Source organism: Parageobacillus thermoglucosidasius, assembly GCF_001295365.1.
GTDB classification, from domain to species: domain Bacteria; phylum Bacillota; class Bacilli; order Bacillales; family Anoxybacillaceae; genus Parageobacillus; species Parageobacillus thermoglucosidasius.
In genome coordinates this window covers 258,143-271,690 of the sequence record NZ_CP012712.1, presented here as the reverse complement: position 1 = coordinate 271,690, position 13,548 = coordinate 258,143, and the positions used below count along the sequence as shown (strand labels likewise).

The window sequence follows — 13,548 nt, the reverse complement described above, 5'->3', positions numbered from 1 at the left end:
ATTGTGGCCTATGGCGTCGCTGGAAATTTGTCGAAAACTTATCGCGTCTCTTAATCTTTCATTATGTAGTATTCATAATATTCGATAAGTTATAATAATACAAGATAAAGAAAGAAAGGAAATGGGGATATATGAAGTCCGTTTTGTTTGCTTTTTTATTGTTCATTCCTTTTTTTAGTTTTTTCAATCATCACGTTAAAGCTGCTGAGCTTAATACATATATTAAGGCCACTAAACAACATGTTCCACTGTTGGATAACAGCACCGGTTCATTGGTAGAGGTCGGTTATATGGAAAAAGGAGATATTTTAAAAGTTTATAAAGATCAAGGAAAAAACTGGTGGCAAATTAAATTCGGCAATAGTTATGCCTATGTGTACAAAGGCAATGTCGAATCGTTTAAGGCGAAAGCGATAAGGGGAGAGAATACAAGTTTAAAGAATTCAAACCATACGATTTTATTAATGAAGAATCAACGAATCTATGACAATAGTACGGGAAAGTTAATTCCGTTTGTCACGATTAAAGGGAATATGCGCTATCCCATCATCCGCAAACTTAAAGATTGGTATCAAATTGATGTTGGCGGCCGGATAGGATACATCCATCATTCCAAAGCCAGCTGGGATCATGGAGTTCCTGTATTAATGTACCATCATATTTTAAAACAATCCGAAAACAAAAACTATCGCAATGTGTCAACGACAATTTCAGATAGCCAATTTTATGAGCAAATGGACTGGTTAAAAGAAAACGGATATGAAACGATCACGCTGCAGCGTTTAGAACAGTATGTGCGGGGAAAGGCAAATATTCCTGCCAAAGCGGTCGTCATTACCTTTGATGATGGATTGAAAACAAGCTTTATATATGCTTATCCAAAGTTAAAAAAGCTTGGCTTCAAAGCAGTCAATTTTGTCATCACGGGCAGAATACCGAAAGCACCGCAAAAGTTCAATCCGGATGGCTTGCAATTTTTAAGCCAATCGGAAATGGCCGCCATGAGCGATGTTTTTACTTTTGAATCCCATACGCATCAGTTGCATCATTTAAATGGAAAGAAGAGCTATGTTGTCATAAAGCCTTACAATGTGGTAAAAGCAGACATTAAACGGAGCAAAGACATATTAGGCGCCCGCTATTTTGCCTATCCATTCGGTCAATATAACTCAAGTATTATTCGGATGTTAAATGAACTGGATTTTAAACTGGCGGTGACGACAAAAGAGGGGAAAGTGCACATAGGAGATCCTTTACTAGAGATAAAACGGTTAGGTGTATACCCGGAATATACGCTAAAGGACTTTTCTAAAATGGTGCAAAACTAACAGGGGGCGCCCGCTCTGCCGGCATGTCCCGAATGAGGGCTTTCCGTTCCCATGGAGAATGTCCCCCGCACCGCTTCCGCCTTCAGCTAACGCAGGAACGCCCATTGGCATTTGTCAGACGGATGGGATTATGTTGACGCATCCGAAGCGGAAATGGAAATTCTGGGATAAACCTTATAGACGGTCCATCCACGGCACAAAAAAATAAATGAGAACAATTATTGTAAAGCAATATTACAATGAAGATTTGCTTGCGCAGTTGCATTTTTTATTGTGAACACTCCTCTATTATTAATGGCAATGTAAATATGAAGAAAGTTACCCTTGGGAATTCCCTGATGCTTCTAAAATTCAGGTTATAGCAGTATAACATATCGTGGAAAGGCGCAGAGAGATAATAGATTTTTAGCCGGCGCTGACGTTAAGGCGGCCGCAGCCGAGCAGCAAGCGAGAAAGCTCTTATTGATGTTTTTCATTCACAGGAGGAACGGGTAAAAACATTGCAGGGATAAGACTTTATTTTCTATATTAGTTAAGTTTTTGCAAATTCGGACGATATAAGTAATGAAGCAGCATAAGGGAATAGGGGGGGACAATATGTTTAAACATTTCAAAATATGGGTTGGCGTGTTAATGGCCGCTTTTATTTGCGTGAGTGTGATGCATCCCCATAAAGCGAAAGCAGAAGAGAAAGTGCGTGTTGGGCTGGTTGTTTCGGAACTGAGCGAAAAGTACGCCTTTATTAAAAGAGAAGGCGGCTATTATAATGGGACATACATTCAGCCGAAACAAATCGGATCATCCATAAAAAATAAGCGGATAAAAGCCCGATTATTGCTTGAAAATTTGGGATATGAAGTGGAACATGTGAATGATGCGCAGCTCAGCGATCCAAAGCAATTGGCGAAATTTGCTGTTCTTTTCTTCCCGAACACGGTCATGATGTCAAGAGCGCAGCGTCAAGCAGTAAAAGAATATATAAAGAATGGCGGCGGAGCCATCTTTGCGTTTGCGGCCGCAAGAAATGATAGTGCACGCTTCCCATATAAAGAAACAGATTTAGATTTAACGCCAATTATATATGAAACGAAAACGTGGATTTGGGAATGGGATAATTTGAGTGAAGTGTTTCAGTCCGCGTTTATCAATGATGTGGCGATCGGCAATTACACGATAAGAAGCGCTGGCAATCATCCTATTGTGGCAAATGCGTTGAAACGGCTGGGAAAAACAAGCATTCTCCTGGAAAACCGCCGTTTCGGCAAATATCAGCCAACATGGATTGAAGTGATTCAACCTTATCAAAATAATAGTTATGTGACACCGATTTTGCAGTATGAAACGATTGGTTATTCTTCTGTACCGAAGCATACGCCTCCGAAGACCGGTGCTGCCTACGCTATCGAATACGGAAAAGGAAAAGCGGTTTGGTTTGGATTTCAATTATTAGATTATATGACGGTGGATGAACGTCTATCGAATGAATGGGATGAAAAGAATCCGAATGGACAACGGGAAGTAAAAGGAAAAGCGTGGGACTTCTTATATGGAGGCGAAGATTTAAAAATCTTGCTGGACGAATGTGTGAAATGGAGCGCACAGCCACTGGCGAAATTCCATCCAATTGATAGGAAAGTAACGATGTCGCTGACCGACGTCCGGGCATATCCGCGCGCAAGCGATTATGTCGTGTACGGAACGATGAAAGCGAAAAACAATGGAAACATTATTTCACGCGGCACCATGAAAGTGGAGCTGACCGATCCTTCCGGCAAAGTGAAAGCCTCCTATGAGAAGTATGTGGTTGGGCTTGTGCCGAAAGGGGAAAGCTATCCGGAAAAATTCGTTTTGACACTTCCGAAAAATACGCCTGTTGGAAATTACCGCTTGACTGCTTATTATCGTGCGGGCAGAAATAAAGCCGGAGTGAAAGTTGCCGGCAACACAAAGATTATTTCCATAAAAGATAACCGCAAGAGCGCTTCCATACTGAATATGCCTTCTTTTAAAGATATTTCTTCCCATTATTGGGCGAAAGAAGACATTGATAATTTAATCAGCTTAGGAGTGATTACAGGCTATCAGGACGGAACCTTTAAGCCGGAAGCGCCTGTCAGCCGCCTGCAGGCAGCGGCGATGATTGTCCGTTCTCTTGGATTAAGCACAAAAAATCGGCCTGATCCGCAGCTGGAGGATGTCAAACCTGGGCAATACGGATATGATGTGATAGCGACGGTAGTCGATGAAGGGATTTTTAGCGGTGCGAACGGCCGCTTCCATCCGAATGCCCCGCTGACAAGAGAGCAGATGGCGAAAATTTTGGTGAATGCTTACCGCTTAACAGGGGAGGAAGAAGTTCACTTCCGGGATATTTCCTCATCCCAATGGTCAAAACCGTATATTGCCACATTATTAGCCAACCAAGTTACCCAGGCCAATGGTCTTTTCCGCCCGAATGAGCGAACGACGCGCGCTCAATTTGCCGCTTTTGTCAGCCGTTCATTGCGCGCGGCCGACATGGATTAAAAGCGCAGAGTGAAAAACGGAAAAGCATAATGCGGGCAGCCAAAAGGAATCAGGGCCGGTGCTCTGGTTCCTTTTTCGTCTTTTAACAAAGCTGTTATGGTGGCTTTCCCCCATTTCTCTGCATAATGGTGTTTCCAACGGTACGATATTTTAGGATAGCTTCCATTGCCAGACATGGGTTATAGGCATTTCAGCCTAGATGCAATAGCGTTTTGGCTTATGGAAAAAAATCAATCAGTAGTAAATATTTTATTGAAATAGGTATATTTTACTAGTATGATAGAAAAGAAGATAAAAAATGGGGGTTTTTCACGTGTATTGCGTTAAGTGTGGAAACAAAACGGAGCACGGGGCAAAATTTTGCGGCAATTGCGGCGCATCTTTGCAGGCCCGGTCGAATAAGCGGTTAGTGATAGCGACGATATTGATGGCCTTCGTTTGTGCCGGCATATTGGCAGCGCTTGCCGATCAATGGTGGCACTATAAGAAAAAAACGGAGGAAGTCGCCAGCGCCAGCAAGCCAATCGAGCAAGTAAAACAGGAAGGAAAAGCACAGGCGGAAAAAGTGAAAACCCAGACCGCGCCCGCTGTGAAAACAAAAGCGGCGGATGCCAATGAAGATGTTAAAGACGTAACGGAAATCATTGCTGAGGCGCAAGAAAAAGTATTCACCATCTATACTGATTATGCGCAAGGCTCTGGTTTTTTGATTGACAAACAAGGAGATGTGTTGACGAACGCGCATGTGGTCGAAGGTTCGGTTGACGTCATTGTTCGTGGTAAAAACGGCGAAGAATACCAAGGAAAAGTGATCGGTTACAGCAACGAAATCGATGTTGCGGTTGTCCGTGTTCCTGCGCTGAAAAATAAGCAACCACTTTTGTTGGAAACGAAAAGGAAAGCGCGGGTTGGCGAAGAAGTCATTACGCTCGGAAGCCCGATGGGATTGGAAAATACGGCGACATTTGGGTATATTAGCGGCGTAGACCGCAATTTCGTTATCGAGCCGCATATATATGAAGGAATTTATCAGATCTCTGCCCCTGTTGCGCCGGGAAGCAGCGGCGGACCGTTGCTGGAGCGGAAAACTGGAAAAGTTTTGGCGATTAATTCGGCACGCCACGCAAAAGAGGCAAATATTGGCTTTAGCATCCCGATTTTTAAAGTATATGACCTTATACAAACGTGGATTTCCTCCCCTCTTGCTGAAGATGAAATTTACGCAATGTTTTACAACAGCGAAGGGGCGTATTTTTACCGGAGCCTCGAAGGCGAAGGATATTTCGAGGGCGGCGATTACAGCGAGGAATATGACACATATGACGTTTGGAATTATTATGATGAACAACAATCCGGAGCGGAAAGCGGATATGGAAACTTCGATGAAAGCGGTGTAACGGGGGAAAATGGGGGGATGGACGATTCCGTTAATGAGAGCGATGTTTCTGATGAAATAAACGATGTGCCGGCGGAGGAAGGAACGGATTTAGAAGAATGGACGGATGGAAAACAACAACCGGCAGAGGGTGATGAAATAAATGAGAGCGGCAGTTACGAAGGCAAGCCTGGTGAAGAAACGGCAGATCCGCCGGCAGATGATCAATTAACGGAGGATTTGCCAGCGGATCAACCGGCGAATTAAACAAGTACAATAAAAATGACAAAAAGCTCGGCAACTAACCGAGCTTTTTCTTTTAAATTTCTTCTGGCAATCCTGCCAACTGCTTTGTCAAAAACTACGTCATTCCGGATTTCCCGCTTCATGGCGAAACTCTTTCTTATAAGTTATTTTTTTATTACTTCTGTTTTTGAGAATAGCGTAATATCCGTTAAATCGCCCGGATCAGTAAGCACATAATCTGGCTGGAAGTACAACTGAATTCGTTTCGCTTCTTTAGCGGTTAAACGAAGTTCATTAGGAGCAAATTCAAACCAATCGAGAGCAATCCATTCGCCATTGTCTGTAACGGCAATCAATGCATCTGTCGCCTCTACCGGGTAAGAGAAGTTGTTTCTTACTTCTACTAACAGAGTCAGACCGCCGTCCTCATCCCAATCATAACCGACTGTTTTAAATAATACGGCAGGTTTAAAGGAATCCTCCAAAACTCTCGCCATAAAAGCAGCAAATTGCGATCTTTTCAGTTTATCATTTGGGCGATATGTATTGTCGTCGTATCCAGTAGTAATATGGTTATCAACAAGACAGGAGACGTAATCATACAGCCAACTATCCTCGTCAATATCATCAAAATCAGAGCCAAATATATATGTTAGGTCATAAGCTTCTGAAAGAATTTTTGCCATTTGTCCTCTTGTCAGCGTGTCCCATGGCTTAAAATAGCCGTTACTGCCCGTCATAATTCCTTCATCCGCCAAAGTTGCCGCATATTCATAACCATAGTCTCCTGGCTTAATATCTTTGAAATGTGGATTAGGACGGTTCTTAGTGCTCAGCCCTAAAGCTTTTACAAGCATTTCTGCCGCTTGCATGCGTTTTATAGGATTCTCAGGAAGGAATTTGCCGTTTTGCCCTTTGATAATTTGTTTGTCTGCTAAATAATGAATCTCGTTATACGCCCAGTAATTTGCATTTACATCGGAAAACCGGGTTGCGGCGGAAGCATTCATGGCAGGCAACGCTAACATAGCGGCCAGTAATGATAAAGCAATATGAAGAAATGTACGTTTCATGCTATATCCTCCTGTGCGTGGTTTAATAATATATCCCAATTATAAAGGTGGGAAATTACTTTGAAAAGAATTATTGGCAAATAATTTATTGGTAAATTGAGGTATGGATTCCATAAGGATGCAAATAAACTATAATTTTAAGTTGCTCAATATGAAAGTTATTTTTCGGCGCTACAGATCAGATGAGGGGCGAGAACGATTTAAAATGCGCGCACGTTCAATAAAAACCAATCAGCCAAATCCGGGATAAAAATATAATGCGATCGCCAGAATCCTTTCTCAATTGCTTGCGTTCTGTTATTTACCTAAATTTAACATATTGTCAATGCCTTTTTAAATTTATGCCTATATAATCAATTGTCGAAAAAGAAAAAAATAATTGTAAAAATGCAATATTTAATGGAGGTAAAGCGAAATGCGCCTTTTTAAATTTGCTTTTATCAGGATGATGCTTATTTGTTTTACTTTTTTTAGCGTTTTCTCTCCTTCTTCTCTATCCGTGATGGCAGCACCATCCGCAAAATCATCGCCGGAAGGGCACGAAGAAATAACACCCCGGCAAACGCAATCTGCAACAAGCAATACGGCGGGTTTACAGCTTATACATACTCCGGTGACAGCCATCAGCAACCAACAAGATTTAGCGATCCGCACGAAAGTGGAAAATGGCGATGAAAACACGACGGTCACGCTGTTTTATCAAACTTCCCCTGATTTGGAGTGGAAGGCAAAGACTTTGACAAAAGAAAATAATGATGAATATTCGGGCACTATTTCCGCCGCTGAGTATGTGGGAACGAAGCTGTCTTATTACATCGAAGCAAAATCCGGAGAACAAACAACCTACTATCCGGCTAACAAGGAAGAACCTGTGCAAGTAACAATACAAGCGGCAGGAAACGATGACCCGCAGAAAAATCCAAAATTGCTGATTACAGAGATTGTCCCTGATTCAACGAATACAGGAAGCAGTGATGGATACGAGTTTATTGAAATTTACAACAACAGCAACCATCCTGTCTCCCTGCAAGACTATCAAATTATTTACCGCTATCCTGCAGCGGATCATAAAGCAGATGCCATTTGGGAATTTGACGACAATAAAACGATTCCAGCTCAATCGTCATTGGTTGTATGGATTAAAAACGGTTCCAATGAAGATAAAACACTTGCTGATTTCAACAATATTTACAAATCCAACGTTAGCGAAGACAAAATGACCACGATTCACTCCGCCGGCATGGCCAACACGGCAGAAAGAACCATTATTATTGCCGATAAATTCAATAACGAAATTTCCTCCGCGCGTTATGGAAAAGAAGATGTCGTACAAAACAAGGGCATTCAGTATAAGGTAGTAAATGGTCAAAAGCAGCTCGTTAAAATCGGCTTAAGCAACCCGGCAAATCCAGGGAAAATCATCGAAGGACAAGTGCCTGCTGAGCCGGTTCAAGTAAGCCATGATACACAGCCGCCTGTTATTATGCATACGCCGGTAACGAAAGGAAAATGGCAAGAAGATATTAAGATAGAAGCAAAGGTGACGGATAACGAAAAAGTGGTTAGTGTCGTCTTATCCTACCGTTTTCAAGAAAATGGCGAATACAAGTCGATTCCGATGGAATTAAGCAATGCGGAGACCAATACGTATTCTGCGATTATTCCAAAAGAAAGCATTTTCACAAACGAAATATTTTATAAGATTGAAGCATTTGACGGGATACAAAAAGCGGAAACTGAAGAACAAAAAATTACTATTGACAGCGGCTCATTTGATGCGCAAAAATTGCCGCCGTTATTGATTACAGAGCTTGTTCCGGACTCAACGAATGTCAACGGATTGGACGGCTACGAATTTATCGAGATTTACAACAATTCTTCCAAAGATATTAACTTAAAAGATTATAAGATTCGCTATCGATATCCAATGGATGGCCCTGAAGCCGATTTAGTATGGAGACCGGAAAAAGAAGACATCATTTTGCCGGCGGGAAAAACGATGGTATTTTGGATTATCAATAAGGGGAACACGGATAAAACGGTGGCAGATTTTAATGCACATTACGGAACTCAATTGGTGGAAAATGAAACGATTGTGAAAATTAGCTCGAATGGCATGTCCAATACGAACCATAACGGCATTGTGATCGCGACAAATACTGGCCATGATGTTGCCGCCGCATATTATAATGATGAACTTAATGTGAAGGACACGGCACCGGATAAAGGAATTTTCTTCACGTTTCCAAGAGACGGCTCTCGAAATATGAAAAAATACAGCAGCGCCAAAGAACGTGCAACCCCGGGGCAAGTGGCGCCAGTACAAGTGCCTGATCAACCTGTTAACATTCCAGAAGATCATGAAAATCCGGCATTCGAAGATTTAACAACGCAAAAGCAAGTATCGGAATATGAGAATGTCCAGCTATTGTTTGATGCAAAAGATAACCAGCAAGTCAAAACGGTCCGTCTTTTTTATAAAGACAATCAAGCGGAAAAATATAAATCGGTAGATTTGCTTCAAGACTTTAACGACAATTTATATCATTATACGATTTATTCACCGGAGCTGATCGGAAAGGCGTTTATGGAATATTATTTAGTCATTTCCGATGGAACAAATGACGTTACAACGGAAAAACGGCAAATAGCTATCATTCAGGAAGAAAAGCCGCAAGGAATCAGGCTAAACGTAACAGATGGAACCATTTTGAATAAAACGGCTATCATTAAAGCCGGTTCTGATGCCATATCAAATACAACGATCCGGATTGATTCGAAAAATGTCACCGCCGAAACGAAGCCAGCGCTGGAAGATCAAGCCTATTTTGCGGTAGAGGTGAAGAAAACAAACCTTTACTTTAAAAATGGCATAACGATTGGCGATGACATATTACTCATCTTTGATGATACGGTTAATCAATATGTAACGTTAACGGTCCCAATTGATCCAAAGTACTTTGAGAAAGGGAAAGGAACGACGATTTCTGTTCGTTCAGGCACGAAAGTATCGCCATTTGATACAGAATCAGAAGAAAACCGCGATGATTTTTACATTAAAAATGCCAGATTAGTATTAAAAGACGGCACAGTTCTTTACGATTCCAGCTATGCAGATCCGGAAAAGGAAATTTCGGTAGGGGATGGAGCATCATCACAAAAAACGGTTGATTTCACGTTTATGATACCTGATGAAAAGTATAATTCCAAAGCGTATGCGTGGGATACAACGAAAGAAGCGGAAGGAACACACGTCATCCAAGCCGCTGATGGACAAAACACGGTAACGGCCAATGTTAAAGTCGACAATAGCGCGCCAATGATTACTCCTTCTGTGGAAGAAGGAAAAGAATATAAAGGGGAATTTACGATTGATGCGGAGACGAAGGATGAAATCGCGGGAGTAAGCAAAGTGGAAGCAACATTAGACGGAAAACCGATTGATTTGCCGTTTGCGGCGTCATCCGCTGAATTATCGAAAGGGAAACATACGTTAGTGCTGAAAGCAGTCGATCATGTCGGAAACGCCGCATCCAAAACAATCACATTTTCGACTGTGGAGGAGCATCCGTTCAGCCCTGAAGTGATTTCGCCGAAACATCAAGAAGAAAATGTGCCGACATCGCCAAAATTAAAGGTAAAAGTTTCCGATCCTACGAAAGATGATTTGCACGTTGCTTTCTTCAAGGGATACCAATACCAGCCAGGGGAAAAAGAGTTATCGGTTTACCAAAACGGTGTTGATCGCGAACCGCCGAAAGAGATGGTTCCTAACGGGGAAACGGCTATCACAGGAGAGGAACTCAAAAAATTAGAAAAAGCCGATTCCAAATATGTCGTCACGAAATCAACCAATCAATTTCCGTATCAGCGTTTCCAAGTGAAATTAGATAAAGAAATCAGCGCAAATGATGAAATTCAATTCACTTGGGAAGGAAAGTCTCTCTTAGGCCGGAAAGTGACGATGTATGCTTGGAATTATGCTGCAAACAAATGGGAAGCGCTGCATTGGAAAGTGGCCGAAAACGATAAAAACTTTACACTGCAAGGAACCGTGAAAGGGACGGATTATGTAAAAGACCAAACGGTTCAAGTGATGGTGCAGGATGAATTTGCGTCGACCACCCAATTTGATTACACGTTTGTTTGGATGTCTGATACGCAATATTATTCGGAAAGCTATCCGCATATTTTTAAGCGAATGACCGAATGGATCGCGGAAAAACAACAAGAATTAAATATTCAATATGTTTTCCATACCGGTGATTTAGTCGACGAAGCGGAAGACGAGATGCAATGGAAAAATGCGAACGAAGCGATGAGCGTCCTTGACCAGCATAACATTCCATACGGCGTGTTGGCTGGCAACCATGATGTCGGCCATAAAACAGGCGATTATAACCAATACAGCAAATATTTTGGCGAAGAACGCTTTAAAGGAAAAGATTATTATGGCGAATCATATAAAAATAACCGCGGACATTATGATCTGATCAGCGTTAATGGGAATGACTTCATCATGATCTACATGGGGTGGGGAGTGAATGATGAAGATATTGCCTGGATCAATGAAGTGCTCGCGAAATATCCTGACCGGATGGCGATTTTAAACTTCCATGAATATTTGCTTGTATCAGGGAACCGAAGCCCGATCGGCGATAAAATTTATGAAAAAGTGGTTGTTCCAAACAAAAACGTCATTGCCGTGCTTTGCGGGCATTATCATGATAGCGAGACATTAATCAGCGAAATTGACGATGACAAGGACGGCATGCCAGACCGCAAAGTATATCAAATACTCGCTGACTATCAAGGAGGGCCGGAAGGCGGGCAAGGATTTATGCGGCTGCTCCACGTTAATCCGGTCGAAAACAAAATTTATGTGAAAACATACTCTCCGTATTTAAACAAATACAATTATTACGACAGTGCGACATACCCTGGAAAAGACGAGTTTGTCATGGAGATGAACTTGACGCCTCAAGAAAAAGTAGTCGCAACTGATAAATTTGCAGTCGATGTGTTTACCAACCAAAAAATTGGTGAAGTTGCGAAAGTAAAAGACAATGAAACTGCTGAGGCGGAATGGAAAAATCTATCGGCAGAAAAAGAATACGGATGGTATGTAACGGTTACGGATGATTTCAAAGGAAAGACCCGTTCTCCGATTTGGACTTTTACAACAGCGAAGCAGATGTCTCCTCCTGGCAGCGGAGATCATAATGGAAGCAATCCGCCTCCATCCGATGACAAAAATCCGAACGGGCAAAGACCGCCTGTGGATGGAGAAGTGATTTTGCCAGAGAATGCAATGTCCATCACAGAAGAAGTGATGCAAGATGGGACCAAAAAAATCATTGCAACGCTAACAAAGACGGCAATAGAAGATTTCCTTTCTAAGGAAGCAGCATTTGATACATTCACCATTATGCTGCACATGGAAAAAAGCAGGGAATTAACGGAAGTGAGATTCCCATCTGATATGATAGAACTTCTCCATAAGAAAAACCGGCCATCTGTCATTCAGGTCGAGACAGGAAATGGAACGTACAATTTGCCGATAAAAGAGTTTAATCTTTCCAATTTGGCTAAACAACTCAACACATCGGCAGATCAGATGGAAATGGCGGTTCGGATCGATAACATTTCTGATAAAGAAGGCGTGTTACAAAAACATCGATTAACTGCTGTATCGAATATTATTGATTTTACTGTGCTTATTTCAGCCGGCCAGAAAGAGATTGAACTGAATCGATTTACACAACCAATTAAACGTTCCATTAAGCTCAAAAACAAAGTAAATGTGAATCGGGCGACCGTCATAAGATTGAATGAAGATGGCACCGTTACTGCTTTACCTACTTACTTTAACGGGAATGAAGCTGTTTTTAGAAGCATGACAAACAGCAAATACGCCGTTATAGAGCATTATCAAACGTTCTCTGATATTCAAGGACTTTGGAACAAAGAGGATGTGGAAAAGCTGGCGTCGAAATGGATTATTCACGGCCGCAAAGACGGTACGTATGGACCGTTAGAGGATACGAAGCGGATTCATTTAGCCGTTTTGTTGACGCGCAGTCTTGGCTTGGCAGCATCCAAAAAATATGACGGACGCTTCACCGATGTGAAGGGAGATGAATGGTTTGCGGAAGAACTAATGGCTGCAGTCGAAGCAGGAATCATTAAAGGAAAAGAAGATGGACGTTTTGCGCCTTATGAACCGGTTACCCGTGAACAGGCTGCCGCGATGATATCCCGTGCGATGCAGTATGTTGGATATAATAAACAGAAGCTGGATGCCGGAACATCCATCGAAAACTATAAAGACTTTCATGCGATCGGCATTTGGGCCCGGGATGATGTGGAGTTATTGCTGCAGGCCGGCATTATGAAAGGACGGGTGACAGGGGAATTTGCTCCGCGCGAACTTGCGAATCGTTCCCATATCGCTGCCATCTTGAACCGTTTCCTTGTATTTGTCGGCTATATAAATTAAACTGGTGTGCTGCTGCCGGCCAAAGTTTGCCAGAAGATGGACTGGATCCATAGGAAAGGAGAACGCACAGTGCGCCCATCACTTGCTTGCTGAACAGACAATGGAGGGCCTTTTCCCGAAATTTCATCGGGGAAAGGCTTTTCGATTTTTCTTGGGAAACAGTGTATACGCCATCATTTTTGGAGGCCCGAATGCTTTGTCTCCGCGCACGCAGCATTTCAATTTCCGTTAAAAAAATGGTGCGCAGCCCTTTCCGATTTTGCATATGATTGCGCCCACATGCATAAAAAACGGTAGGATTCTTGGCGCTTGCCTCCTCAGTTAAATGCTGTTCCATCGGGATAAAGACATGTTTCACCGTTTCCGGTGTTGTTTGCTGCATAAAAAGGCACTTTTATTCATAATTTATACAAAAATTTTATATATTATTGTTCAGGGTACATCTAGATACATTGACCTATGTCTTTTTATTTAAAAAAATGTTTGCTTATAATAAAAAAA

Annotated in this window: 6 protein-coding genes; 4 read left to right on the top strand and 2 right to left on the bottom strand. The window is 42.1% G+C overall.

Features of this window, described 5'->3' with window-relative positions; translation table 11 throughout:
- Positions 1 to 290 precede the first annotated feature (290 nt).
- From AOT13_RS01360 to AOT13_RS01345, 3 genes are all read left to right on the top strand, one after another.
- Positions 291 to 1,328, top strand: coding sequence for a polysaccharide deacetylase family protein (locus tag AOT13_RS01360; protein ID WP_232511554.1), 1,038 nt, complete (start codon positions 291 to 293; stop codon positions 1,326 to 1,328).
- Positions 1,329 to 1,925: 597 nt separating this feature from the next.
- On the top strand, positions 1,926 to 3,854 hold the full coding sequence (locus tag AOT13_RS01355; RefSeq protein WP_042384668.1) for an S-layer homology domain-containing protein: 1,929 nt from the start codon (positions 1,926 to 1,928) through the stop codon (positions 3,852 to 3,854).
- Positions 3,855 to 4,167: 313 nt separating this feature from the next.
- Positions 4,168 to 5,496 carry a trypsin-like peptidase domain-containing protein gene (locus tag AOT13_RS01345; protein ID WP_042384667.1) on the top strand — a complete coding sequence of 443 codons (1,329 nt, stop codon included), beginning with the start codon at positions 4,168 to 4,170 and terminating at the stop codon, positions 5,494 to 5,496.
- On the opposite strand, the gene AOT13_RS21195 is transcribed toward AOT13_RS01345, so the two are convergent.
- Positions 5,493 to 5,618, bottom strand: a complete 126-nt coding sequence (locus AOT13_RS21195) for a hypothetical protein (RefSeq protein ID WP_013876188.1) — start codon at positions 5,616 to 5,618, stop codon at positions 5,493 to 5,495. The two genes, AOT13_RS01345 and AOT13_RS21195, sit on opposite strands and share 4 nt — an antisense overlap.
- Positions 5,619 to 5,639: 21 nt before the next feature.
- Positions 5,640 to 6,548 (bottom strand): S-layer homology domain-containing protein, encoded by a 909-nt coding sequence (locus AOT13_RS01340; RefSeq protein ID WP_013399934.1) that lies wholly within the window; start codon positions 6,546 to 6,548, stop codon positions 5,640 to 5,642.
- 415 nt (positions 6,549 to 6,963) lie between these two features.
- Between AOT13_RS01340 and AOT13_RS01335 the strand changes: the two genes are divergently transcribed.
- Positions 6,964 to 13,047 (top strand): S-layer homology domain-containing protein, encoded by a 6,084-nt coding sequence (locus tag AOT13_RS01335; protein ID WP_042384665.1) that lies wholly within the window; start codon positions 6,964 to 6,966, stop codon positions 13,045 to 13,047.
- Positions 13,048 to 13,548: the final 501 nt, after the last annotated feature.

Coding starts and splice junctions, on each gene's coding strand:
- AOT13_RS01360 (WP_232511554.1), top strand. CDS start 291: ATGGAAAAAGGAGATATTTTAAAAGTTTATAAAGATCAAGGAAAAAAC.
- AOT13_RS01355 (WP_042384668.1), top strand. CDS start 1,926: ATGTTTAAACATTTCAAAATATGGGTTGGCGTGTTAATGGCCGCTTTT.
- AOT13_RS21195 (WP_013876188.1), bottom strand. CDS start 5,618: ATGAAGCGGGAAATCCGGAATGACGTAGTTTTTGACAAAGCAGTTGGC.
- AOT13_RS01340 (WP_013399934.1), bottom strand. CDS start 6,548: ATGAAACGTACATTTCTTCATATTGCTTTATCATTACTGGCCGCTATG.
- AOT13_RS01335 (WP_042384665.1), top strand. CDS start 6,964: ATGCGCCTTTTTAAATTTGCTTTTATCAGGATGATGCTTATTTGTTTT.